Source organism: Kitasatospora sp. NPDC006697, from assembly GCF_042869935.1.
Lineage (GTDB): Bacteria > Actinomycetota > Actinomycetes > Streptomycetales > Streptomycetaceae > Kitasatospora.
The window spans coordinates 1-22,717 of the sequence record NZ_JBIAGU010000024.1 but is presented as its reverse complement, the minus strand read 5'-3'; the positions used below and the strand labels follow the sequence as shown (position 1 = coordinate 22,717).

22 protein-coding genes are annotated in these 22,717 nt (G+C 73.7%); 12 read left to right on the top strand and 10 right to left on the bottom strand.

Features of this window, described 5'->3' with window-relative positions; all coding sequences use genetic code 11:
• Positions 1-188 precede the first annotated feature (188 nt).
• Together ACFYNO_RS28555 and ACFYNO_RS28550 are read left to right on the top strand one after the other, a co-directional pair.
• Positions 189-1,532 (top strand): diacylglycerol/lipid kinase family protein, encoded by a 1,344-nt coding sequence (locus ACFYNO_RS28555; protein WP_388018624.1) that lies wholly within the window; start codon positions 189-191, stop codon positions 1,530-1,532.
• Positions 1,513-2,067, top strand: coding sequence for a phosphatase PAP2 family protein (locus tag ACFYNO_RS28550; RefSeq protein WP_388018621.1), 555 nt, complete (start codon positions 1,513-1,515; stop codon positions 2,065-2,067). The genes ACFYNO_RS28555 and ACFYNO_RS28550 overlap by 20 nt, the downstream gene beginning before the upstream one ends.
• Before the next feature lie 75 nt (positions 2,068-2,142).
• Here ACFYNO_RS28550 and katG read toward each other — a convergent pair whose 3' ends face one another.
• Positions 2,143-4,353, bottom strand: coding sequence for a catalase/peroxidase HPI (gene katG, locus ACFYNO_RS28545; protein ID WP_388018618.1), 2,211 nt, complete (start codon positions 4,351-4,353; stop codon positions 2,143-2,145).
• Positions 4,354-4,566: 213 nt separating this feature from the next.
• Here katG and ACFYNO_RS28540 point away from each other — a divergent pair, with 213 nt between their 5' ends.
• Both ACFYNO_RS28540 and ACFYNO_RS28535 read left to right on the top strand, forming a co-directional pair.
• Complete coding sequence (locus ACFYNO_RS28540) at positions 4,567-4,977, top strand: Fur family transcriptional regulator (protein WP_388018615.1); 411 nt, start codon at positions 4,567-4,569, stop codon at positions 4,975-4,977.
• A gap of 255 nt (positions 4,978-5,232) precedes the next feature.
• Complete coding sequence (locus ACFYNO_RS28535) at positions 5,233-6,741, top strand: hypothetical protein (RefSeq protein WP_388018612.1); 1,509 nt, start codon at positions 5,233-5,235, stop codon at positions 6,739-6,741.
• Positions 6,742-6,801: 60 nt separating this feature from the next.
• Here ACFYNO_RS28535 and ACFYNO_RS28530 read toward each other — a convergent pair whose 3' ends face one another.
• Together ACFYNO_RS28530 and ACFYNO_RS28525 are read right to left on the bottom strand one after the other, a co-directional pair.
• On the bottom strand, positions 6,802-8,247 hold the full coding sequence (locus ACFYNO_RS28530; RefSeq protein WP_388018609.1) for a glyceraldehyde-3-phosphate dehydrogenase: 1,446 nt from the start codon (positions 8,245-8,247) through the stop codon (positions 6,802-6,804).
• Positions 8,248-8,369: 122 nt separating this feature from the next.
• Positions 8,370-9,905: an MFS transporter gene (locus ACFYNO_RS28525; RefSeq protein ID WP_388018606.1), complete on the bottom strand. Its 1,536-nt coding sequence runs from the start codon at positions 9,903-9,905 to the stop codon at positions 8,370-8,372.
• A 103-nt stretch (positions 9,906-10,008) separates the two neighbouring features.
• Between ACFYNO_RS28525 and ACFYNO_RS28520 the strand changes: the two genes are divergently transcribed.
• Both ACFYNO_RS28520 and ACFYNO_RS28515 read left to right on the top strand, forming a co-directional pair.
• Positions 10,009-10,680, top strand: coding sequence for a TetR/AcrR family transcriptional regulator C-terminal domain-containing protein (locus tag ACFYNO_RS28520; RefSeq protein ID WP_388018603.1), 672 nt, complete (start codon positions 10,009-10,011; stop codon positions 10,678-10,680).
• 152 nt (positions 10,681-10,832) lie between these two features.
• A complete protein-coding gene (locus ACFYNO_RS28515) occupies positions 10,833-11,072 on the top strand; it encodes a hypothetical protein (RefSeq protein WP_388018600.1) in 240 nt (79 codons plus the stop codon).
• Between the two features lie 7 nt (positions 11,073-11,079).
• Here ACFYNO_RS28515 and ACFYNO_RS28510 read toward each other — a convergent pair whose 3' ends face one another.
• On the bottom strand, positions 11,080-11,484 hold the full coding sequence (locus tag ACFYNO_RS28510; RefSeq protein WP_388018597.1) for an MmcQ/YjbR family DNA-binding protein: 405 nt from the start codon (positions 11,482-11,484) through the stop codon (positions 11,080-11,082).
• A gap of 170 nt (positions 11,485-11,654) precedes the next feature.
• Here ACFYNO_RS28510 and ACFYNO_RS28505 point away from each other — a divergent pair, with 170 nt between their 5' ends.
• The 3 genes from ACFYNO_RS28505 to ACFYNO_RS28495 are packed head-to-tail and all read left to right on the top strand — an operon-like array spanning position 11,655 to position 15,735.
• Positions 11,655-13,853, top strand: coding sequence for an MMPL family transporter (locus ACFYNO_RS28505; RefSeq protein ID WP_388018594.1), 2,199 nt, complete (start codon positions 11,655-11,657; stop codon positions 13,851-13,853).
• Between the two features lie 22 nt (positions 13,854-13,875).
• Positions 13,876-15,045, top strand: a complete 1,170-nt coding sequence (locus tag ACFYNO_RS28500; protein WP_388018591.1) for a sensor histidine kinase — start codon at positions 13,876-13,878, stop codon at positions 15,043-15,045.
• Positions 15,046-15,075: 30 nt separating this feature from the next.
• On the top strand, positions 15,076-15,735 hold the full coding sequence (locus ACFYNO_RS28495; protein WP_388018588.1) for a response regulator: 660 nt from the start codon (positions 15,076-15,078) through the stop codon (positions 15,733-15,735).
• A gap of 12 nt (positions 15,736-15,747) precedes the next feature.
• On the opposite strand, the gene ACFYNO_RS28490 is transcribed toward ACFYNO_RS28495, so the two are convergent.
• The 5 genes from ACFYNO_RS28490 to ACFYNO_RS28470 form a co-directional block, all read right to left on the bottom strand.
• Complete coding sequence (locus ACFYNO_RS28490) at positions 15,748-16,353, bottom strand: SGNH/GDSL hydrolase family protein (RefSeq protein ID WP_388018585.1); 606 nt, start codon at positions 16,351-16,353, stop codon at positions 15,748-15,750.
• Positions 16,354-16,376: 23 nt separating this feature from the next.
• The gene (locus ACFYNO_RS28485; protein WP_388018582.1) at positions 16,377-17,459 is read right to left on the bottom strand and encodes a hypothetical protein; all 1,083 of its coding nucleotides are present in this window, start codon (positions 17,457-17,459) and stop codon (positions 16,377-16,379) included.
• The gene (locus ACFYNO_RS28480) at positions 17,456-18,106 is read right to left on the bottom strand and encodes a hypothetical protein (RefSeq protein ID WP_388018579.1); all 651 of its coding nucleotides are present in this window, start codon (positions 18,104-18,106) and stop codon (positions 17,456-17,458) included. Before ACFYNO_RS28480 ends, ACFYNO_RS28485 begins: the two co-directional genes overlap by 4 nt.
• Positions 18,107-18,232: 126 nt before the next feature.
• Complete coding sequence (locus tag ACFYNO_RS28475; RefSeq protein ID WP_388018576.1) at positions 18,233-19,087, bottom strand: RimK family alpha-L-glutamate ligase; 855 nt, start codon at positions 19,085-19,087, stop codon at positions 18,233-18,235.
• Between the two features lie 66 nt (positions 19,088-19,153).
• The gene (locus ACFYNO_RS28470) at positions 19,154-19,765 is read right to left on the bottom strand and encodes a hypothetical protein (protein ID WP_388018573.1); all 612 of its coding nucleotides are present in this window, start codon (positions 19,763-19,765) and stop codon (positions 19,154-19,156) included.
• 268 nt (positions 19,766-20,033) lie between these two features.
• On the opposite strand from ACFYNO_RS28470, the gene ACFYNO_RS28465 reads away from it, so the two are divergent.
• Positions 20,034-20,387 (top strand): VOC family protein, encoded by a 354-nt coding sequence (locus ACFYNO_RS28465; protein WP_388018570.1) that lies wholly within the window; start codon positions 20,034-20,036, stop codon positions 20,385-20,387.
• A gap of 56 nt (positions 20,388-20,443) precedes the next feature.
• Here the strand turns inward: ACFYNO_RS28465 and ACFYNO_RS28460 are convergent, their stop codons facing one another.
• Complete coding sequence (locus tag ACFYNO_RS28460; RefSeq protein WP_388018567.1) at positions 20,444-21,262, bottom strand: MBL fold metallo-hydrolase; 819 nt, start codon at positions 21,260-21,262, stop codon at positions 20,444-20,446.
• Between the two features lie 95 nt (positions 21,263-21,357).
• Here ACFYNO_RS28460 and ACFYNO_RS28455 point away from each other — a divergent pair, with 95 nt between their 5' ends.
• On the top strand, positions 21,358-21,948 hold the full coding sequence (locus tag ACFYNO_RS28455) for a helix-turn-helix domain-containing protein (RefSeq protein WP_388018564.1): 591 nt from the start codon (positions 21,358-21,360) through the stop codon (positions 21,946-21,948).
• A gap of 58 nt (positions 21,949-22,006) precedes the next feature.
• Positions 22,007-22,522 carry a DinB family protein gene (locus tag ACFYNO_RS28450; protein ID WP_388018561.1) on the top strand — a complete coding sequence of 172 codons (516 nt, stop codon included), beginning with the start codon at positions 22,007-22,009 and terminating at the stop codon, positions 22,520-22,522.
• Positions 22,523-22,717: the final 195 nt, after the last annotated feature.

The following is a 22,717-nucleotide window of genomic DNA, read 5'->3' as shown; positions in this document are numbered from 1 at the left end:
AGCCGGAGGGGACGCGCCATGTTCTCGAACGTACGTCACCCGAACGGACCCCGTCAACGCCCGTCCACCAGGCGACCGCCGCCCCGGCGGCCCCTCCCCCTCACCCGCCCGGCCCACCCCCGTTTGCCGCCCCCGCCCACCGGCGCGAGCATCGACCGGACGGCCGATCGACCACCGAGCGAGGGCGGATGCGCGCAGAGAGCGGCAGCGGGGCGACCCACCAGGCCCGCCGCTGGGCGCAGTTGGCCCTCGTCGCGGTGCTCGCCGCCGTCCTCCTGGTGCTCGCCGCCGCCGGCTACGGCAGTGTCCTCGCCCTGCTGATCGGCATCCTCGGCCTCGCGCTCGGCGCCGCCGGCGTCTGGTGGGCCGTCAGCCGCCACGGCCTCCAGCGGTTCGGCGGCGCCGTCCTCGCCGTCGGCGCCCCCGCCGCCGTGCTGGCGCTCTACATCCTCACCGGCCTGTGGGTCTTCGCCGTCGCCGTGCTCGCCCTCTGGGCGCTCGCGCTCGCCTGCGCCCGACTGGCCGTGCGCCGGCTCCCCCGCCCCCGCCCGATGGCCCCGCGCGAGACCCCGCCGCCGCGCCGCCCGGTGCTGATCATGAACCCCGAGTCCGGCGGCGGAAAGGTCGAGAAGTTCGGCCTCGCCGACCGCGCCCGCGCCCTCGGCGCCCAGGTGCACCTCCTGGACCCGGCCCGCCCCACCGACGTCGATGCGCTCGCCCGCCAGGCCGTCGCCGACGGCGCCGACCTGCTCGGCGTGGCCGGCGGCGACGGCACCCAGGCGCTGGTCGCCGCCGTGGCCGCCGAGCACGGCCTGCCCTTCCTGGTCGTCTCGGCCGGCACCCGCAACCACTTCGCCATGGACCTCGGCCTGGACCGCGCCGACCCCGCCCGCTGCCTGGACGCCCTCACCGACGGCGTGGAGCTGCTGGTGGACCTCGGTGAGGTGGCCGGCCGCCCGTTCGTGAACACCGTCTCCTTCGGCCTCTACGCGGCGATCGTGCAGAGCCCCGAGTACCGCGAGGCCAAGGCCGGCACCGCCCTCGCCGAGCTGCCGGGTCTGATCGGCGACGGCTCCGGCCTGCGGGCCAGCGCCGACGGCACCACCCTGACGGCGCCCCAGGCCCTGCTGGTCAGCAACAACCCCTACGCGGGCGCCGACGACCCGCTCGGCGGCGCCCGCCGCCCCCGGCTGGACGGCGGCACCCTCGGCCTGCTCGCGATCACCGTGGCGAGCGCCGCCGACGCCGCCCGGCTCGCCCTGCTCGGCACCCAGGCCCGCGGCCTCGACGCCCTCACGGTCCGCCAGGTGGAGGTGACGGCCGATCAGCCGGAGCTCCCGGTGGCCGTCGACGGCGAGGCGCTGACCCTGCCCACCCCCGTGCGCTGCCGGATCCGCCCCGCCGCCCTGCGGGTCCGGGTCCCCCGGCACCGCCCGGGCGCCGCCGCCACCGCTCCCCCGCCCGTCCGCTGGCGGCAGATCGTCCGCCTGGCCATCCACGGAGAGGCCCCGCATGACCCGGCTAAGCACTGACCTGGACGCCCTGGACCGGGCGGTCTACCAGGTCGTCACCGTCACCCCCACCCCGGCGCTGGACGTCGGCATGCGCCGGCTCTCGGCCGCCGCCAACCACTCCAAGATCTCGCTCACCGTCGCCGGCCTGCTCGCCGTCCGGCCCGGCCGCCCCCGCCGGGCGGCCGTGCAGGGGGTGGCCTCCCTCGCCCTGGCCTCGTTCACGGCCAATCTGGTCGGCAAGCAGCTGGTCAGCCGGCCCCGGCCGCTGCGGCCCGCCGACGCGCCGTTCCCCGGCCGGCACGTGCCGATGCCCGGCTCCGCCTCCTTCCCCTCCGGCCACACCGCCGCCGCGGTGGCCTTCGCCTCCGCGGTCGGCGGGGAGCTGCCGAGCACGGCGCTGCCGCTCTCGCTGCTGGCCACGGCGGTCGGCTGCTCCCGGGTGCACACCGGCGTGCACTACCCGGGCGACGTGCTGGCGGGCGCGCTGCTCGGCATCGCGGCGGCGGCCACCGTCCGCGCCGCGACCCGGGCGGTCCGGCGCCGGCTCGCCTGAGCCGCCGTCATGAGAAAACCGACCGGGCCGGCCCCCGCGAACGGGAGCCGGCCCGGCAGCTGCCAGGGGCGGGGATCAGACCAGGTCGAACCGGTCCAGCTCCATCACCTTGGTCCAGGCGGCCACGAACTCGGTGACGAACTTCTCCTTGGCGTCGTCGCTCGCGTAGACCTCGGCCAGCGCGCGCAGCTCCGAGTTGGAGCCGAACACCAGGTCGGCCCGGGTGCCGGTCCACTTCACGGCGCCACTGGCGTCGCGGCCCTCGAAGGTGGTGGAGTCGGCCGAGGTGGGCGACCAGGTGGTGTCCAGGTCGAGCAGGTTGACGTAGAAGTCGTTGGTCAGCACGCCCGGGGTCTCGGTGAAGACACCGTGCGCCGAACCGCCGTGGTTGGCGCCCAGCACCCGCAGGCCGCCGACCAGCACGGTCAGCTCCGGGGCGCTCAGGGTGAGCAGGTTGGCCTTGTCCAGCAGCAGGTACTCGGCCGGCAGGCGGTTGCCCTTGCCGAGGTAGTTGCGGAAGCCGTCCGCGGTCGGCTCCAGCGCCGCGAAGGACTCGACGTCGGTCTGCTCCTGGGTCGCGTCGCCGCGGCCCGGGTGGAACGGCACCTCGACCTCGAAGCCGGCCGCCTTGGCGGCCTGCTCCACGCCGACGCCGCCGGCCAGCACGATCACGTCGGCCAGCGAGACCTGCTTGTCCCCGGCCTGAGCCGAGTTGAAGGCCTGCTGGACGCCCTCGAGCGCCCGCAGCACGACGGCCAGCGCGTCGGGCTCGTTGACCTCCCAGCCGGCCTGCGGCTGCAGCCGCAGTCGCGCACCGTTGGCGCCGCCGCGCTTGTCGCTGCCGCGGAACGAGGAGGCGGCGGCCCAGGCGGTGGAGACCAGCTGCGCGACGCTCAGACCGGAGGCGGCGATCCGCGCCTTGAGGTCCGCGACGTCCGCCGCGTCCACCAGCTGGTGGGTGGTGGCCGGGATCGGGTCCTGCCAGAGCAGCACCTCGCTCGGGACCTCGGGGCCGAGGTAGCGGGCGATCGGGCCCATGTCACGGTGGGTCAGCTTGTACCAGGCGCGGGCGAAGGCGTCCGCGAACTGGTCGGGGTGCTCCAGGAACCGGCGCGAGATGACCTCGTAGGCGGGGTCGATCCGCAGCGAGAGGTCGGTGGTGAGCATGATCGGCGTGTGGGTCTTGGCCGGGTCGAAGGCGTCCGGCACGGTGCCCTCGCCGGCGCCGCCCTTCGGCTTCCACTGGTGGGCGCCGGCCGGGCTCTTGGTGAGCTCCCACTCGTAGCCGAACAGGGTCTCGAAGAAGCTGTTGTCCCAGGCGACCGGGGTCGGGGTCCAGGCGCCCTCCAGGCCGCTGGTGATCGCGTCGGCGCCCTTGCCGGTGCCGAAGCCGCTCTTCCAGCCCAGGCCCTGCTCCTCCAGCGGCGCGCCCTCGGGGGCCGCGCCGACGTTGTCCGCCGGGCCGGCGCCGTGGGTCTTGCCGAAGGTGTGGCCGCCGGCGATCAGCGCGACGGTCTCCTCGTCGTTCATCGCCATCCGGTGGAAGGTCTCGCGGATGTCGCGGGCGGCCGCCAGCGGGTCCGGGTTGCCGTTGGGGCCCTCCGGGTTGACGTAGATGAGGCCCATCTGCACGGCGCCGAGCGGGCTCTCCAGCTCGCGGTCGCCGGTGTAGCGCTCGTCGCCGAGCCAGGTGGTCTCGGGACCCCAGTAGACGTCCTCCTCCGACTCCCAGACGTCCTCGCGGCCGCCGGCGAAGCCGAAGGTCTCGAAGCCCATCTCCTCCAGCGCCACGTTGCCGGCCAGGATCAGCAGGTCGGCCCAGGAGAGGTTCTGGCCGTACTTCTTCTTCACCGGCCAGAGCAGGCGGCGCGCCTTGTCCAGGCTGGCGTTGTCCGGCCAGCTGTTCAGCGGGGCGAACCGCTGCTGGCCGGCGCCGGCGCCGCCGCGGCCGTCGCTGATCCGGTAGGTGCCGGCGCTGTGCCAGGCCATCCGGATCATCAGCGGGCCGTAGTTGCCGTAGTCGGCCGGCCACCACTCCTGCGAGCTGGTCAGCAGCTCGGCGATGTCCCGCTTGACGGCCGGCAGGTCCAGCGCGTTGAACGCGGCCCGGTAGTCGAAGTCGGCGCCGAGCGGGTTGGCCACCGCGGGGTTCTTGGCGAGGATCTTCAGGTTCAGGCGGTCCGGCCACCACTGGCTGTTCCCGCCGCCCTGGGTCGGGTGGGCCGCTCGGCCGTGCACGACCGGGCAACGGCCCTCGGCAGCATTCGCTTCATGGTTCTCAGACATGGGAGTCCTTCCTCTGTCTTCCTCTGTGCCGGTGCGGTCGGCTCACCGCCTGGGCCGCACCGACGGCGCTCTACCCCTTGGCTATCGCTGGAACCGATCCTACGATGGACAGAGTCCAAGTCAAGAAGAACACCAGTACCGGAGCCGATCGGAGCTCGGACACTCGCTGTTAAAATTTCCGGAACCTCTCTGCGGCTGAATAGGTGAACTGAGATGAGCGACCTGCTGGAGCGACTGCGCGGGCGCGGCTGGCGACTGACCTCGCAGCGGCGCGTCGTCGCAGAGGTGCTCGACGGCGACCACGTGCACCTCACCGCCGACGAGGTCCACGCCCGGGCCGCACAGCTGCTGCCGGAGATCTCCCGCGCCACCGTGTACAACACCCTGGGCGAGCTGGTCTCGCTCGGCGAGGTCATAGAGGTCTCCACCGACGGCCGCGCGCGGCGCTACGACCCCAACGCGCACCGGCCGCACCACCACCTGGTCTGCTCGGGCTGCGGCACCATCCGCGACGTGCACCCGGCGGGCGACCCGATGGCGCACCTGCCGGCGGAGGAGCGGTTCGGCTTCACCGTCTCCGCCGTGGAGGTCACCTACCGCGGACTCTGCCCGGACTGCGCCTGACCGCGCCGGCCCCACCGCTCCCACTCGCACCGGCCCCTCACGGCTCTCGGCTGTGCTGGGGCCGGACCTGTCTCCGCCGCCCCGGGTGACGCCCCCCTGACAACCGAGGACGCCGGTCAGCGTACACGGGTGCGGCGCTCCAGGTCCGCTATTCGGCGATCCGATCACCGATTCGTCCGCCGAAATCGCGAACGAGTGTGCGCACAGCGGGTATTGAACCCTCTGCTGACGATCCCGGGCGGAGGAGGGGGACGGATGAACCACGGCCGGCGGCTCGGCGAGGATCCCGGTCTGGTCGATCAGGTGGTCTTCCGCCGGCAGGGCGGTGACCTGATACCGGCGGCCGCCTCCTTCCACCGGGAGGACGCCGAGCTGCTGGCCCGTCAGCTCACCCCGCTGCTGCGCGCGGAGGACGGCGGGCGGCAGCCGAGCCTGGTCCGCTGCCGGACCGCCTCCGGCGCGGCGGCCCTGATCCAGCGCTGGCCCGCGCTCGACCCCGACGGGCACCCGGGCACGATCAGCCACGCGCTGATCGGCCCGGTCGCCGCGCTGAGCATGGGCACCTGCGTCAGCCTGCACGAACTGACCCTGCGCGGTCGCGACTTCGCCGCCCGCGCGACCGGCCGGCTGACCGCCGTGCCGGTCGGCGAACTGCGCGAGGCGGCCCGCCGCCAGCTCCCCGGCGAGGACGAACTCCGCGCCGTCGAGCCGGTGCTGGCCGCCGCCACCGCCGCCCTGCTGACCGACCCGCGCCGCCCGCTGGCCCTGCTCGGCAGCTCGCTCCCCGACTGGCCCGAGCGGAACCCGACCGCCCTGGTCGCCTTCGGCCTGCGCGGGATCACCTTCAACTGGCTGAACAGGTTCTGGAGTTTCGCCACCTATGACACCGCCCCGCGGCTCTGGGTGACGGCGGTGCCGGAGCCGCCCGGCGGCGCCGCGCACCTGGTCGACCTGGCCGCGCCGGCCGGCGAGCGCGCCGACGAGCTGGCCGCCGCCCTGGTCGCCCGCTTCCTGGACCGGCTGCCGGACGGCACCGAGGGCCTGGTGCTGGCCCACTGCCCGGGCACCGCCGACGCCCCGCTGACGGACCGTCTGGACGCCCTCGCCCACCGGCTGCAGGCCACCGCCCAGCACCGGCCGGCCCCGGAGCCCCCGGTCGAGCGCGGCCTGCTGGACACCGTGCTGGCCGCCGGCGGGGACGCCCACGCCGCCTGGGACGCGCTCACCGTGCTGCACACCCGCCCCCGCAGCGACCGGCTCGCCGCCGAGCTCTGCGCCCACCTGCTGCGGCACCGGCTCTACCTCCGCCTGGACCTGCCCGACGAGGACGACGCGCTGCGCGCGGCCTGGCTCTTCGACTGGGCGGTCTCCCCGCTGGTCCGCGATCCGGCCCAGCAGCCGGGCCTGTCCGGGCTGCTGCACGAGCTGGCCCGCCACGGCTCCGCGCACACCCGCGCCCTGCTCGAGCGCCTGGTCCTCGACACCCCGCCGGGCGTCGCTCCCCCGGACCTCCCGCCCGTGCTCTGGCAGCAGCTCCTCCGCGACCTCCGCGACCTCGGGCCCGCGCCCGTCGAGCCCGCCGAGGAGCCCGTTGAAGAACCCGCCGACGAGCCCGCTGGCAAGCCCGTCCCCGCCTTCCAGGCCCCGTCCTTCCAGCCGCTGAAGCCCCACCAGCCCCCGGAGCGCGATCAGCGCTGGCTCGCCATCGCCCTCTTCGCCGCCCTGGGCACGCTCCTCGTCCTCCTGCTGATGGCGCTCAACTGAAAACGGACCGGGCGGCCCCCGCGAAGGGGGACCGCCCGGTCCGGCAGCGCGGCGTCCGGATCAGACGGCCGGCGCCGGGAAGGTCGGGTACTCCACGCCGGAGACGTGCTGCACGACCCGGATCACCTGGCACGAGTATCCGAACTCGTTGTCGTACCACAGGTAGAGGATCGCGTTGTCGCCCTCGACCTTGGTCGCCCCGGCGTCCACGATCGAGGCGTGGCGCGAGCCGATGAAGTCGTTGGAGACCGCGTCCGGCGCGCTGGTGAAGTCGATCTGCCGGCGCAGCGGCGAGGTCAGCGACACCTCGCGCAGGTACTCCAGTACCTCGTCGCGGTTGGTCTCGCGGGCCAGCTGCAGGTTGAGGATGGCGATCGAGACGTCCGGCACCGGCACCCGGATCGAGCTGCCGGTGATCTTCGCCTTGAGGTCCGGCAGCGCCTTGGCCACGGCCGAGGCGGCACCGGTCTCGGTGATCACCATGTTCAGCGGGGCCGAGCGGCCGCGGCGGTCGGCCTTGTGGAAGTTGTCCAGCAGGTTCTGGTCGTTGGTGAACGAGTGGACGGTCTCCACGTGGCCGCGCAGCACGCCGTACTCGTCGGCCATCGCCTTCAGCGGCGGCACGATCGCGTTGGTGGTGCAGGAGGCGCAGGAGATGATCTGCTCGTCCGGCTTGACGTCCTCGTGGTTGACACCGTGCACGATGTTCGGCACGTCGCCCTTGCCCGGGGCGGTCAGCACGACCTTGGCGATGCCGGGGCGCAGGTGCTTGGAGAGACCCGCACGGTCCCGCCAGCGCCCGGTGTTGTCGATCAGGATCGCGTCCTTGATGCCGTAGGCGGTGTAGTCCACCGTCGACGGGTCGTCGGAGTAGATCACGGTGATCTCGTTGCCATTGGCGATGATCTTGTTGTTGGCCTCGTCCACCGTGATGGTGCCCTGGAACTGGCCGTGGATGGAGTCCCGGCGCAGCAGCGAGGCGCGCTTGACCAGGTCCTCGTCACCGCTGCGGCGGACCACGATGGCCCGCAGCCGCAGGCCGTTGCCGGAGCCGGCCTTCTCGATCAGCAGGCGGGTGAGCAGCCGGCCGATCCGGCCGAAGCCGTAGAGCACCACGTCGCGGGCGCCGCCGCGCTCCAGCTTGTTGGCACCGGTGGCACCGGCCACCGCCTCGGCGGTGTACTCGGCGACGCTCAGGCCGCGCTCGTCGGCCTTGTGGCCGGCGGCGAGCAGCGCGAGGTCGATCTGCGAGGGGCCCAGGTCCAGCGCGGTGAGCGCCTGCAGGTAGGGCATGGTCTCGGTGACCGACAGCTCCTCGCCGTCGATCTGGCGGGCGAAGCGGTGGGTCTTCAGGATGCTGACCACCGACTTGTTCACCAGGGAGCGGCTGTGCAGCAGAACGTTCACGTCCCGCTCGCGGTGCAGCTTCCCGATGATCGGGATCATCGACTCCGCGATCTCCTCGCGGTGCATCCAGTTCGTGAACACGTCTTCGTTGACAGTCACAAGTTCATCTTTCGAGGGTAGCCAGGCAATGCGCCCATGCTACCGAGCGGGTGTTCGGCTGCTGGCACGGACCCCGGCTGACCAGCGCGCTCACCGGTTCGGCCGGGATCCGCGGGGTCCGGTCAGCGGGTCGCGGCAGGCGCGCGGCGCGGGTCGGCGGGCGCGCCGGCGGGCGCCGCGGGGGCCGGCCGCAGCAGCACCGCGACCAGCACGGCGGCCACCGCGAGCGCCGCCGAGCCGCAGCGCAGCGCCAGGTGCAGCCCGTCGACGAAGGCGCCGGTGGCGGCGGCCCGGACCGGCCCGGGCAGGGCGGCGCCGGCCCCGCCGGTGAAGGCCCGGGAGATCTCGGCGGCCTGCCGGGGCGTGCCGCCGAGCCGGTCCAGCCCGCCGGTCAGCACCGTCGTCATCCGGCTGCTGAGCACCGCGCCGAGCGCGGCCACCCCGACCACCCCGCCCAGCTCGCGCAGCGTGTTGATGGTGGCGGAGGCCATCCCGGCCTGCTGCGGTTCCACCCGGCGCAGCACGGCGATCGAGACGGGCGTGAAGGTCAGGCCCATGCCGAGGCCGAGCACCAGCAGCACCCACAGGTAGGCGGGGTAGTGCGCGTGGCCGTCGTAGAGCGACAGGCCGCCGAGCGCGGTGGCGGTGAGCGCCAGCCCGGTGACGATCGCGGCGCGCGGGCCGAACCGGGTGGTCACGGCGGAGGCGACGGGGGCGGCGAGCACGATCATCACGGTGTTGGGCAGCCCGGCGATGCCGGCGGCGGACGGGCTCCAGCCCATCACGCCCTGCATCAGCAGCGGCAGGAAGAAGGCGGCGCCGAACACCCCGAAGCTGACCATGAACCCGCTCAGGCAGGCCCCGCCGAGCACCGGGTCACGGACCAGCCGCAGGTCGAGCATCGGCTCGGCGGTGCGCAGTTCGACCAGCGCGAAGGCGGCCAGGCCGAGCACCGCGAGCACCGCGCCGGCCAGCACCCGGGTGTCGGTCCAGCCCCGGGCCGGGCCCTCCACCAGCGCGTAGACCAGTCCGCCGGTGCCGAGCGCGGAGAGCAGCTGCCCGGGCAGGTCGAGCCGGCGCTCCCGGCCCGGGATGCGGGGCAGCGCCCGGGCGGCGAACGGCAGCGCGAGCAGGCCGATCGGCACGTTCACCCAGAACACCCCGGCCCAGCCGACGTGCTGCACGATCGGGCCGCCGATCACCGGCCCGGCGGCCAGGCCGAGCGCGGAGACGCTGGACCAGGTGCCGATCGCCCTGGCCCGCTCCCGCTCGTCGGTGAAGACGTGCCGCAGGATGGCCAGGCTGCCGGGCGTGAGCAGTGCGGCGCCGACGCCCTGCAGCCCGCGCGCGGCGACCAGTTCGCCGATGCCGCCGGCCAGGCCGGCGGCGGCCGAGCCGGCGGTGAACAGGGCCAGGCCGGCCAGGTAGGTCCGGGTCCGCCCGAACCGGTCGCCGAGGCTGCCGCCGGTGAGCAGCAGGGCGGCGTAGACCAGGCTGTAGCCCTCCACCACCCACTGCAGGCTGCTGACCCCGGCGTGCAGGTCGCCGCCGATCCGCGGCAGCGCGTTGTTGACGATGACGTTGTCCAGCATCGCCATGAACATCGTGGCGCAGAGGCAGGCGAGCACGGCTCGGCGGCGCCCGGCGGGCAGGTCCATCGGGGTTCCCTAACGGTGTTAGTCCGGATTCGGCGCGCCCAGCGTGCACCTAACACTGTTAGATTGGCAAGTGCGTTCTTCTCGACGGGTGCTGGAGGTGCCGATGGATGGGGCTCTGACCAGGGCGGCGATCGCCCGGGCCGCCCGGCGGGTGCTGGAGCGGGAGGGCCTCGCCGGCCTCTCCATGCGCCGGGTGGCGGCGGAGCTGGACGTCAAGGCGGCCTCGCTCTACTGGCACGTGCGCAACAAGGAGGAGCTGCTCGACCTGCTGACCGACGAGCTGCTGACCGGCGCCGAGCCGCCGCCGCGCGAGGGCCCCTGGCGGGACCAGTTCCGCGAGTACTGCCTGATCCACCGCCGCCTGCTGCTCTCGGTCCGGGACGCGGCCAAGGTGGTCGGCGGCCGCTTCGTGCTCGGGCCCAACGTGCTGCGGCTGCTGGAGGAGCAGCTGGACCGGCTGCGCGAGGCGGGCTTCACCCCCGAGGACGCGGCGCTCGCCACCTACACCCTGAGCAGCTACGTCCAGGGCATGGTGCTCCAGGAGCAGGCCCCGCTGGCGGCCGCCGAGACCACCGGCACCGGCCGCGGCGAGATCGCCGCCGCGGCGGGCGAACAGCTGCGCGGCCTGCCCGCGGAGACCTTCCCCAACCTGGTGGCGATGGCCGACGCGATCAGCGGCCCGGCGATGGAGGCCCGGTTCCGCTTCGGCCTGGAGCTGGTACTGGACGGCCTGGAGGAGCGCCTGGCCCGCACCCGGGCGGCCGCCGCCGACTGAAACCCCGTCGGTTTCCGACGCACGGGGATCCGAATGCGTCGATCCCGCGCAGGTTCGCTCGATCCACGGCCTCCGGCCGCCCGCCGGACATCCGCCCGTGATACTCATCGATCGACGGGTACGATCCGAGCACCAGAGCGCCGGAGGAGCAGATGCCCGACCAGAGCCCGCGCCACCGACCGCCCGGCTTCCTCCAGTTCCGGCTGCTCTGCCCGTGCTGCCTGGGCGGCGTGCGGCACCGCGCCACCGGCGGCGTGCGCCGCCAGGAGGACGGCACCCTCACCACCGGTAGCTACCACCTGCCGGAGCACTGCACCGGCTGCGACGGCGCCGGCTGGCTGCCGCTCGGCTCCGGCGAGTGGCGGAGCCGGCCCCGGCCCCGCCAGGCCTGACCGGCCGTCAGCCCGGCTGGCTCCCGGCGCGCAGCCCCGGCCAGTCCAGCGCCAGCTGCTGACGGCGCGGCAGCTTGGCCACGATCAGGTCGTAGGAGTCCTCGATCATCTCGTCCACCAGCCGGCGCGGCACCGAGCCGTCCAGCAGCACGGTGTTCCAGTGCCGCTTGTTGAGGTGCCAGCCGCCGGTGATCGCCGGATAGTCGGCGCGCAGCCGCACCGCCAGGTCCGGATCGCACTTCAGGCTGATCCGCAGCGGCTCCCCGTCCAGCGCGCTGATCGCGAACACCTTGCCGCCGACCTTGAAGACCGAGGTCTCCGGACCGAACGGGAAGGTCTCCTCGGCACCGGTGAGTTCCAGGCAGGCTGCCTTCAGCTCGTCGGCGGTCGGGTTCTCGCTCCTGCGCACCATGGGGCCCAGTCTGCCCGGCCGCACCGACAGCGGGCGGCAGCGGGTCCGCGCCCGCGGTACGCGGCGGCCCGGCGTACTGCGAACGCAGCAGGTCAGGAGTCTGCGGACGGCGGACGACGGGACGGGCCGCGGCGGACAGGCTGGGACGGAACCTGGATCCTGGAGGTCAGATGTCCGTCCTTGCCCGCTGGTGCCACCGGCACCGGGTCGTCACCGTGCTGCTCTGGCTCGGGCTGCTGCTCGGCCTCGGCGCCGTCTCCGGGAGTCTCGGCACCGCGTACAGCAACAGCCTGACGCTGCCCGCCACCGACTCCAGCAAGGCCCTGGACCTGCTGAAGTCGAGCATGCCGGCGGCCGCGGGCGACTCGGACACCGTGGTCTGGCACAGCACCGCGGGCCCGGTCACCGACCCGGCGGTCAAGGAGCGGATGACGCAGACCCTGGACGCCATCGCGCACAGCCCGGGTGTGTCCTCCGTCACCAGCCCGTACGGCCCGCACGGCGCCGCGCAGATCAGCAAGGACGGCAGCACCGCCTACGCCTCGGTGGCCTTCACCCAGGACGCCCAGCACGTGGCCGCGGGCGACGTGGACAAGGTGGTCAAGCTGGCCGAGCAGGCCCGCGGCTCCTCGCTCGACGTCCAACTGGGCGGCCAGGCGATCGCCAACTCCGAGCGGCACATGGGCGGCACCAGCGAGCTGGTCGGCGTGGTGGCCGCGCTGGTCATCCTGCTGCTGATCTTCCGCTCGGTCTGGGCGGCCGTGCTGCCGATCCTCACCGGCGTGGCCGGGGTGGGCGCCGGTGTGCTCAGCATCGGCCTGCTCAGCCACGGGATCAGCCTGGCCGACACCGCGCCGACGCTGGCCATGCTGGTCGGCCTCGGGGTCGGCATCGACTACGCGCTCTTCGTGGTCAACCGGCACCGCAAGGGGCTGATGGCCGGGCTGAGCGTCGAGGAGTCGGTGGTCCGGGCGCTGAACACCTCCGGGCGGGCCGTGGTCTTCGCCGGCCTGACCGTGGTGGTCGCCCTGCTCGGCATGCTGGTGCTGGGCATCGGCTTCCTCAACGGCATGGCGATCGGCGCCGCCGTCACCGTGGCGCTCACCGTGCTCGCCGCGGTCACCCTGCTGCCCGCCCTGCTCGGGCTGCTGAAGCACCGGGTGCTGAGCCGCCGCCAGCGCGCCGAACTGGCCGGCAGGCGGCCGCGGGCCGCCGCCCGCGGGGACTTCTTCACCCGCTGGGCACAGCGGCTGGAGGCCAAGCCACTGGGCAAGGCGGTGGTCGCGCTGGCGCTGATCGCCGCGGTGGCCGCGCCGGTCGCCTCGCTGCGCCTGGGCACCTCGGACGCGGGCAACAACCCCAGGACCAGCACCACCCGGCAGGCCTACGACCTGCTGGCCGAGGGCTTCGGCCCGGGCTCCAACGGCCCGCTGCTGCTGGTCGCGCAGACCGGCGCAGACCAGGCGCAGGACAAGGCGGCCCTGGACCACCTGGTCACCGAGCTGCGCAGCACCCCGGGCGTGGCCCGGGTCGCCGAGATGCCGGCCCAGCCCGGCCAGCCGGTGATCCCGGTGACGGTCGTCCCGACCACCTCCCCGCAGTCCGCGCAGACCTCCGCGCTGATCGACCACCTGCGCCACGACGTGATCCCGCAGGCCGAGCAGGGCACCGGGCTGAAGGTGCTGGTCGGCGGGACGACGGCGATCTCGGCGGACTTCGCCCAGGTGCTCACCTCCAAGCTGCCGCTCTTCGTCGGCATCATCGTCGGCCTGGGCTGCCTGCTGATGATGATCGCCTTCCGCAGCCTGCTGGTGCCGCTGCTCGGCGCGGTGATGAACCTGCTCACCATGGGCACGGCCTTCGGCGTGATCGTCGCGGTCTTCCAGTGGGGCTGGGGCTCGGAGGCGCTGGGCGCGGGCGCGGCCGGACCGGTGGAGGCCTTCGCGCCGACGATGATCATCGCGATCCTCTTCGGCCTCTCGATGGACTACCAGGTCTTCCTGATCAGCCGGATGCACGAGGAGTGGCACCGCACCGGCGACAACCACCGCTCGGTCCGGGTCGGCCACGGCGAGACCGGACTGGTGATCACGGCCGCGGCGGTGATCATGGGCTCCGTCTTCGCCAGCTTCGTCTTCGGCGGCCAGCGCATGATCGCCGAGTTCGGCCTCGGCCTGGCGGTGGCGGTGCTGGTGGACGTGCTGCTGGTCCGGCTGGTGCTGGTCCCGGCGCTGATGCACCGGTTCGGGCGGGCCAACTGGTGGCTGCCCGGCTGGCTGGACCGGCTCCTGCCGCACGTCTCGGTGGAGGGTGAGCCCGACCCGGTCGACGAGGAGCAGCCGGACCGCGAGCTCGCGGCCGTGCGCTAGCCCGCGGCCCTACGGTAGGAGGATGGCGATGATCGAGGAGTGCCGGCGGTGGCTGCGGGCCCGGACCTGGGCGACCGACGTCGCCGTCGCACTGCTCTGCCTGCTGATCGGGCTGCCGGTCGCGCTGGCCTCCGCCTACCAGCAGCACAAGTCGGTCACCGTGACCGTGCTGCTGACCGCGCTCTCGGTGCTGCCGCTGACCGTGCGCTCCCGGTGGCCGATCCCGGTGGCGGCGGCCTGCGTGCTGGTGGCCGAGCTGAGCTACCTGATCCGGCCGGCCGGCGCGCCCGCCAACGCGGCCACCATGTTCGCGCTCTACTCGGTGGCCGTGCAGACCGACCGGGAGACGGCCTGGCGGACCGGCGCGGGCGCGGCCGGCATCCTGCTGGTCACCGGGCTGGTCTTCCGGCCCGGCCTGGCGCCGCTGCCGGAGAACCTGGCCGTGATCGGCTGGAGCTCGGCGGCGGTGGCGCTCGGCGATGCCATCCGCAGCCGCCGCGAACTGCTGGACTCCTACCGCGAACGGGCCGAGCGGGCCGAGCGCACCAAGGAGGCCGAGGCCCAGCGCCGGGTCACCGAGGAGCGGATCCGGATCGCCCGCGAGCTGCACGACGTGGTGGCCCACCACATCACCCTGGTGAACGCCCAGGCCGGGGTGGCCCACCACCTGATGGGCAGTGACCCGGAGCACGCCTACCAGGCGCTGGAGCGGATCCGGGACACCAGCCGGACGGCGCTGGACGAGCTGCGCGCCACCGTCGGCCTGCTGCGCGGGCGCGACGACGGCGAGGAGCCGCGCGAGCCCGCCCCGGGCCTGGCCGAGCTGCCGGCCCTGCTGGACTCCTTCCGGCACGCGGGGCTCGCGGTCGAACTGCGCCAGGACGGCCCGCCCGCCGAACCCGCCCAGCTCACCGCGCTGACGGCCTATCGGATCATCCAGGAGGCGCTGACCAACACCCACAAGCACGCCGGCGCCGGCTCGGCCCTGGTCGAGCTGGCCAACGGCGGCGGGGTGCTGGCGGTGACGGTGACCGACGACGGCACCGGGCGCGGTGGCGGGGCCGGCACCGGCCACGGCATGATCGGCATGTACGAGCGGGCGCGCTCGGCCGGCGGCACCCTGACGGCCGGACCCCGCCCGGGCGGCGGCTTCCGGGTGCACGCCGAACTCCCGCTGCGGCCCAAGAGCTGAACCCGTGACCGACCTCCTGGGGGCCGACCGATGACCATCCGCGTGCTGCTCGCCGACGACCAGGCCCTGCTGCGCGGCACCTTCCGGCTGCTGATCGACTCCACCCCCGACCTGGAGGTGGTGGGCGAGGCCGGGACGGGGCGTCAGGCGGTGGCGATGACCCGGGCGCTGCGGCCGGACCTGGTGCTGATGGACATCCGGATGCCGGAGCTGGACGGCATCGCGGCCACCCGGGAGATCACCGCCGACCCGGCGCTGGGCACGGTGAAGGTGCTGGTGCTGACCACCTTCGAGAACGACGAGCACGTGGCCGAGGCGCTGCGCGCGGGCGCGGGCGGGTTCCTCGGCAAGGGCATCGACCCGGGCGAGCTGCTGAGCGCGATCCGGGTGGTCGCGGGCGGCGAGGCACTGCTCTCGCCGACCGCGACCCGCTCGCTGATCTCCCGGTTCCTCTCGCAGCCGGCCGCCCCGGCCGGGCCGCCCGCCGAGCTCTCGGTGCTGACGGCCCGTGAGCTGGAGGTGGTCGGCCTGGTCGCGGCCGGCCTCTCCAACGAGGAGATCGCCGACCGGCTCTTCATCACCCCGCTGACCGCCAAGACCCATGTGAACCGGGCGATGGCCAAGCTGGCCGCCCGGGACCGGGCCCAGCTGGTGGTGCTGGCCTACCAGTCGGGCCTGGTCCAGCCCTGAGGCCTTGAGACCCTAGAGCTCGTCCAGCTCGCCCAGGCCGAGGGCGCGCAGGGTGTGGTCGGCCATCTTGCGGTGGCCCACGGCGTTGGGGTGCGCCGGGTCGTCCAGCCACGGGATCGGGTCGGACTTTGGGAAGGCGGCCAGCCAGTGGGCCTCGTGGTCCACCAGCAGCGCACCGGTCTCCCCGGCCAGCTCGCGCACCGCCTGGCAGTAGGCGGGCATCGCACCCCGCGCGGCCTTGCCCTCCTGGCTGACCAGTACGGGGGTGTGCAGCACCAGCTGGGCACCGGCGCTGCGCTTCACCAGCTCCCGCATCGACTGCCGGAACTCGTCCAGCCCGTCGCGCCCGGCCCGCGCGTCGTTGGTGCCGAGCGAGATCGACACGACGTCGGGCTGGAACCGCCCGATCAGGTGGTCGAAGTGCGGCACCACATCGCGGGCCCGCCAGCCGGAGACTCCGGTGTTGACCACGATGTCGGTGATCCGGTCGAGCTGCCAGCGGATCCGCTCGTGCACGTGCTCGACCCAGCCGCGCTCACCGTGGGTGTGCAGCACCGCCTGGGTGATGCTGTCTCCGGTGAACACCCAGGTCATGGGGTCCGAGGACAACTCGATCATGCTGGTCTCCCCCGTTGGGATGGTCAGGTGCGCGGGATGATCATATTCATGACCATCTGGGTCATCACCTCCACCGGGATGGCGGGGTTCTCCACCGCCGCCCGCGCGCTCTGCGGCCCTCGCAGCTGCGCCACCAGCACCTCCACCGGCAGCGCCGGATTCATCCGGGCCCGCCGCCGGACGCTCTCCTCCTCGTCCTCCAGCAGCCGCACGGCCGTGGCGGGCGACAGCCGGGGATCCCCGGCGGCCCGCAGCCGCACCTCGACCGCCGGGTCGCGGGCGAACCGCTCCACCAGCTCGGGCGTCGACTCCGGATCGTCCAACGCCAGCTCCCGCATCCGCGGCCGCGGGTCCTCGGCGAAGCGGAGCAGACCGTCGCGCGGGAAGTTGGGGTGCCCGCGCGGCCGGTCCGGGAACGAGAGGCTGCCCTGCCACCAGCTCCAGACCTCGAGCAGGGTCTCCGCCGGCGCGTCCTCGCAGGACTCGGTGAGGAAGAGCCGCACCGTCCGGTCCTCGTCGTGGCCCAGCAACTCGGCCACGTCCCGCGGCAGGTGCGGGGCACGGGCGACGCTGCGGCGGACCCAGGTCTTCGAGGAGGCGGCCAGCAGGCGCATCGCCTCCGGGTCGTCGAACAGGGCGGCGACCCACCAGAGCGCACGGGTGTGATCGCGTGAGTCGATCTCGGGCACGTCCGCCACCAACGCGGCCAGCTCCTCAGCCGTCGCGGGCGGCCGGGCCTCCGGGGACGGCGGTTGCTCCACCCCCCTCACACCCGGCGGCCTTCCCCTGGCAGCCCGCTGCTCCTCCGCCAGCTCCACCAGCTGCGCCGGCCGCCCACGGGCCGTCAGCAACCGCTCCCACTGTTCCTCCGTCAACCGGCAGGAGTCCACCGCGCTGCCCCAGACCTTCTTCAGCGGGTGCACGGCCGCCGCATCCATCACCCCCTCCGGTAGCTCCGTTCGCCGCATCAGGAAGTCGGCCCGGCCGACGTCGAACAGCGCGGTCAGCACCTGCGCCGGCGCCGCCCGGTTGTACCCGAGCCCCATCAGCCACCCCTGCACCGCGAGGGCGGACAGCTCCCCCTCGAACAGCCCCTCCCAGCTCACAGGTACTCCCCGAAGTGCTCGGCGACCATCCCCGCCACCCCTTCCGCGTCCGCGCTCCCGTCCACCTCGATCACCCGCACGCCCAGCTCCCGCGCCCGCAGCACCGCGTCCCGCCCGACCAGCCGGTCCCGCTCCAGCCGGTTGCGCTGCGCCAGCGCCGGATCGCTCACCGGGCCGTGCACCGCGCCGGCCCGAGGCAGGGCGCGCAGCCGGGCCCGGCGGAACTCCTCGGTCGGCACCAGCACCACCATCCGGCGCGGCGAGTCGACCAGCGGCAGCACCAGCTCCGGCCGCAGCCCCCACCCCTCCGCGAGGGCGGGCCGTCCGGTGGTCAGCGCCCGCAGGTCGTCGAGCACCCACGCGAAGCGCGCCGGGAACCCGGCCAGCGTCTCGGCGGCCAGCTCCTCCGGCGTGCCGCTCAGCCACCGCTGCTCCGGCGTGGGCCCGGCGGCGGGCTCGCCGAGGGCGACCCGGCGGGCGATCCGCCGGTCCTCGTGGCCGCGCGCGTCGTGGTAGTCGTAGTGGTAGGCGGTCAGTCCGTACCGATGGGCGATCAGCTCGGACACCGTGGTCTTGCCGGCCCACTGCGCGCCGCCGATCCACAGCATCCGGCGCAGGCTGCCGTGCGGATCCCAGGTCCCGGTCATGGTGGCTCCCTCCCGTTGGGAGACCAAGGGTCCCGAATCCCCGGGGAGAATTGCAGTCTTGTTCTCGGGTACCGGTCTGACGGAGAGTAGAAGAGTGGACACCGCCGCGAAGGCTGGCGGAGGTGCTCAGCGCGTCGACTCCGCCGACTTCCTGATCGCGGTCGCGAAGACCGACAGCGCGTCCTGGTCCACCGTCAGGAAGAGCTGCGGCTCGATCAGCTCCAGCTCCATCAGCTGCGGCTCGCCGTCCTCGCCGTCCACCAGGTCGACCCGGGCGTAGAGCAGCTCCGGGGAGCCGGGCACGGCGGCCAGCGCCTGCCGCGCCACCCGCAGTTCCGCCTCGGTCGGCTCCCAGCGGGACACGCCCGGGTGCGCGTTCTTCTGCTCGTCGTACCGCACCCCGGGCTCCAGCACGCTGCCCTTGCGGATGGCGTGCGAGAACGTTCCCGCGCAGTGCACCAGGGCCCGCTCGCCGGTGCTGTCGATCCGCCGCACGAACGGCTGCAGCAGCGCCGTGTACCCCTCCTCGTGCAGCCGGGCCAGGTGGCGGAGCGCCTGCTCCCGCTCCTCCGGCCGGTAGCGCGCCGACAGCCGGGCGCCGGCGCTGGTGGCGGGCTTCAGCACGAACTCGTGGTCGGCGGGGAGCTCGACCCCGTCCTCCCCCGGCGCCAGGTACCGGGTCGGCACCACCGGCACCCCGGCGGCCGCCAGCTCACCCAGGTACCGCTTGTCGGCGTTCCAGCGCACCACCTGCGCCGGGTTGGCCAGCCGGGTCACGGCCGCGCACCGCTCCGTCCACGCCAGGAACTCCGCCGCCCGCGCGGTGTAGTCCCAGGTGGACCGCAGCACCACCAGGTCGAACCGCTCCCACGCCACCGCCGGGTCGTCCCAGATCACCACCTCGGCGCCCACCGCCTCCCGCAGCAGCGGCAGGTCCTGGTCCGGCGCACCGTTGCAGGTCACCAGGGCTATCGACGTCACGGGGGGCACTCCTCAGGGCGGACGGACTCGGACATCCGCGATCTTGCCATGAGCACCCCCAAGGGTTCAGCGATATATCCGCCGCTGGGCGACCGGCCCGAAGACGGCGGCGACCGCGCAGAGCACCGCCAGGACGACGGACAGCACCGCGCCGCTCTGCAGGGTCGGCGCGTACTCGCCCTGGCTGAGTGCGTGGGCGAAGTTCGCCACGGTGGCGATGGTCGCGATCAGCAGGGCCAGGGCGACGGTGAACGCAAGCCAGCCGAGCCGGACGGCCGGGGCGATCAGGCGCAGCAGCGAGAGCACGACCAGGCCCAGGCCCACCCAGAGCATCACCTCCATGCCCGTGACGGCGGACTTGATGTCGCCGAACCGGTCGGGGTGCTTCAGGAAGTCGGAGGCGGACCACTGCAGGTCGCCGCTCTCGCCGCTGTACCCGGCCCACGGCATCACCAGCGTGCCCAGCACCAGGGCGGCGAGGATCAGCACGATGAACGCGTTGGCCCGCATCCCGCCGTACCGGGGCTGCGGCGCGTAGCCGGTGGGCGGGTAGCCGGGCGGGCCGTAGTTCGGGGGCGGCGGATATCCGGGCTGGGCGTACCCGGGCGCTGGCGGGTAGTTCGGGGGCGGGTAGTTCGGCGGCGGGTAGTTCGGGTCCGGCGGCTGAGGCATCGTCATATCGCCCGATGATCGGCCAACTTGGCTACCCCTTCAAGGGAGCGGACACGCTCCGTGGCCGCGCGTGCCGGATCCGTCCGCCTACCGGATGCCTCCGGCGAGCCCGCCGATCGCCCCGCAATCGACCAACTCGCCCACCGGTTCACATCTCCGTGCCCCTGCCCATCGTCACCGCCTTCCTTCCCCGGCCTTCCCCGAGAAGCCCCGGCCGATCGTGGGTCCCGCCCGTCCTGGAGACCAAGCCGCAGGTCTGCCTATGCTCAGACCCATGGCACTGGAATGGGAACAGATCATCGTCGACTCCGCCGACCCCGTCGCTCTCGGGCACTGGTGGGCCGAGGCTCTCGGTTGGGTCGTGGTCGACGAGACCGAGGAGATCATCGAGATCCGGCCCGAGCCGGACCGGATGCCGGGACTGCTCTTCGTGCCCGTCCCCGAGGGCAAGGCGTCGAAGAACCGGCTCCACCCCGACTTCCGCCCCGACGACCAGGAGGCCGAGGTCGCCCGGCTGCTCGCCCTCGGCGCCCGGCGCGCCGACACCGTGCAGGGCGAGCAGCACTGGGTGACCCTCCTCGACCCGGAGGGCAACGAGTTCTGCATCCTGAGCAGCCGCAGGAGCTGAGCAGCAGCCGGGCACGGCAGGGCGCTCCCCGGGGAGTTCACCGCCAACGGGCCGGCTCAGCCGATCGGCGGCGCGAGGTACTCCAGCGCGTACCCGTCCCCGGAGCGCGCCACCCGGGCGATGCCCGGTGAGTCGAGATGGGCGCCGGCCACGAAGTGGCCGGGCCGGACCAGTTGCTCCAGGAGGCCCGCCCGTGCGGCCCGGGCCTGGGGCTGGTCGCCGTCGAACTCCCAGGAGACGCGGGGCTTTTCGAACTGGAGCGCGGGAACGTGAACCGTGTCGCCCCAGGCCAGGAGGCAGCCGCCGCCGCTCCTGACCTCGTACACGGTGTGCCCGGGTGTGTGTCCCGGCGTCGGAACCGCGGTGGTCCAGTCGTTGATCGCGACCTCCCCCGACACGGGCACCACCCGGTCGCGGATCGGCTCCAGGCGCCCGGTGAACACCGAGGCGTCCCCCGCACCGATCCACACCCGCTCCAGCCCGGCGAACGCCTCCGACCCGTCCGGCGCGATCAGGCCGCTCACGTGGTCCTCGTGCCGGTGGGTGATGGCCACGTCGGTGATCCGCGCGCGGTCGACGCCCGCCTCGGCCAGCGCGTCGTAGATCAGCCCCATGGTGGGGTCGTGCCAGGCATTGGACGCGCCGGTGTCGATCAGCACCGACCGCGCGCCGTCGGTCACGAAGAACGCGTTGACCGCCAGCCGCAGGTTCTCCCCGACCAGCGGCACCGCGGCCGGCAGCGGCTCCAGCGGGCAGCCGTGCTCGTCGCGGAGCCGGGTCGGCGGCATGTCGATGTACCCGTCCCGCAGCGAGACCACCTGTAGGCCGCCGAAGTCGAACGTGGCGTGGAGCCGGCCGGTCGAGATGAGACGCATGGAACCCCCTCCGTCGTCTTCCATAGAAGATCAGGTCTTCTATGGAAGAAACCCTACACTGTGGGCGGCGGAATCCCCATCGATCGAGGAGCACGGTGGTCGAGCAGGAACACGGTGACGATCTGGCAGGCGCGTTCGGCGCCACCGTCCGGCGGCACCGCGAGGAGGCGGGCCTGACGCTGGAGCAGTTGTCCACGCGGTCCTCGGTCAGCCGGGCGATGCTGTCCAAGGTCGAACGCGGCGAGAAGAGCCCGACGATCGGCATCGCCTCCCGGATCGCCCACGCCCTCGACGTCTCGCTCTCCGACCTGATCGGCACTCCGGCCGGCGCCGCCTCCGGCACGGCCATCGTGATGCGCAAGGCCGACCGCCCCGTCTTCCGCGACCCGGAGACCGGCTTCGAACGGCACATCGTCTCGGCGGCCCCGGGCGCCGGGCGCTCCGAGATCGTCGCCCACCACCTGCCCGCACAGGTCTCCACCGGCCTACTGCCCGCCTACCCGCCGGGCACCGAGAAGCAGATCGTGGTCCTCCGGGGCACCCTCACCGTCGCGGTCGGCGGGATCAGCGAGGCCCTGGAGGCGGGCGACTCCCTGTTCTTCCAGGCGGACGCGGACCACGGCTTCGCCAACCGGGCGGACGCCCCCTGCGAATACCTCATGGTCATCTCGCGCAGGCCCGGATGAGGGGCCGGCCCGGAAATCCAGGTGCCTTCTCCTGGCGGCGCCGGTAGCCTGCGCCGACATGGCATCGAAACTGGAACGCCCCCCGCTCCAAGCGGACGAACGGACTGCGCTCATCGGCTGGCTGGACCTGCAGCGGCAGATCCTGCGCTGGAAGTGCGAGGGGCTGGACGGCGAGGACGCGCACCGCCCGGTCATCCCGACCTCACCGGCCATGACGATGGCCGGCCTCATCTCCCACATGCGCTGGACCGAACACCTGTGGCTGGAGGTGCTGTTCCTCGGCGGCGACGAGAAGCAGAACCCGGCGTTCGACGAGTCGAGCGAGGACGCCGACTGGCACACCGACGGCCGCCCGATCGCCGAGCTCCTCGCGGAGTACGAGGCCCAGTGCGCCCGCAGCAACGAGATCGTCGCCGCGGCTTCCCTGGACGACGTCGGCCGCCACACCGGCTACCGCACCGCCGGCGCCAACCTCCGCTGGATGCTGATCCACCTCGTCGAGGAGACGGGGCGACACGCGGGGCACGCGGACATCGTCCGCGAGCTCCTCGACGGCGCGAAGGGCTATTTCTAGCGGCAACCGGGCCTAGGGTCTGCCGAAGCGCCGGTACAGCCAGGCCCCCAAGCCGCTGCCCCGGCTAGCGGTGGCCGCCCGGGGGGCCCCCCCCGGGGGGGGCCCCCCCGCCCCCCCCGGGCCCCCCCCGGGGGGGGGGGGTGGGGGCCCCCCCCCCCGGGGGGGGGCCCGCGGGGGCCGGGGGGGCCCCCCCCG

Coding starts and splice junctions, on each gene's coding strand:
- ACFYNO_RS28470 (WP_388018573.1), bottom strand. CDS start 19,765: ATGACGATGCCTCAGCCGCCGGACCCGAACTACCCGCCGCCGAACTAC.
- ACFYNO_RS28510 (WP_388018597.1), bottom strand. CDS start 11,484: ATGGTGCGCAGGAGCGAGAACCCGACCGCCGACGAGCTGAAGGCAGCC.
- ACFYNO_RS28460 (WP_388018567.1), bottom strand. CDS start 21,262: ATGCGTCTCATCTCGACCGGCCGGCTCCACGCCACGTTCGACTTCGGC.
- ACFYNO_RS28525 (WP_388018606.1), bottom strand. CDS start 9,905: ATGGACCTGCCCGCCGGGCGCCGCCGAGCCGTGCTCGCCTGCCTCTGC.
- ACFYNO_RS28555 (WP_388018624.1), top strand. CDS start 189: ATGCGCGCAGAGAGCGGCAGCGGGGCGACCCACCAGGCCCGCCGCTGG.
- ACFYNO_RS28495 (WP_388018588.1), top strand. CDS start 15,076: ATGACCATCCGCGTGCTGCTCGCCGACGACCAGGCCCTGCTGCGCGGC.
- ACFYNO_RS28540 (WP_388018615.1), top strand. CDS start 4,567: ATGAGCGACCTGCTGGAGCGACTGCGCGGGCGCGGCTGGCGACTGACC.
- katG (WP_388018618.1), bottom strand. CDS start 4,353: ATGTCTGAGAACCATGAAGCGAATGCTGCCGAGGGCCGTTGCCCGGTC.
- ACFYNO_RS28450 (WP_388018561.1), top strand. CDS start 22,007: ATGGCATCGAAACTGGAACGCCCCCCGCTCCAAGCGGACGAACGGACT.
- ACFYNO_RS28490 (WP_388018585.1), bottom strand. CDS start 16,353: ATGATCGAGTTGTCCTCGGACCCCATGACCTGGGTGTTCACCGGAGAC.
- ACFYNO_RS28520 (WP_388018603.1), top strand. CDS start 10,009: ATGGATGGGGCTCTGACCAGGGCGGCGATCGCCCGGGCCGCCCGGCGG.
- ACFYNO_RS28515 (WP_388018600.1), top strand. CDS start 10,833: ATGCCCGACCAGAGCCCGCGCCACCGACCGCCCGGCTTCCTCCAGTTC.
- ACFYNO_RS28505 (WP_388018594.1), top strand. CDS start 11,655: ATGTCCGTCCTTGCCCGCTGGTGCCACCGGCACCGGGTCGTCACCGTG.
- ACFYNO_RS28480 (WP_388018579.1), bottom strand. CDS start 18,106: ATGACCGGGACCTGGGATCCGCACGGCAGCCTGCGCCGGATGCTGTGG.
- ACFYNO_RS28550 (WP_388018621.1), top strand. CDS start 1,513: ATGACCCGGCTAAGCACTGACCTGGACGCCCTGGACCGGGCGGTCTAC.
- ACFYNO_RS28535 (WP_388018612.1), top strand. CDS start 5,233: ATGAACCACGGCCGGCGGCTCGGCGAGGATCCCGGTCTGGTCGATCAG.
- ACFYNO_RS28465 (WP_388018570.1), top strand. CDS start 20,034: ATGGCACTGGAATGGGAACAGATCATCGTCGACTCCGCCGACCCCGTC.
- ACFYNO_RS28500 (WP_388018591.1), top strand. CDS start 13,876: ATGGCGATGATCGAGGAGTGCCGGCGGTGGCTGCGGGCCCGGACCTGG.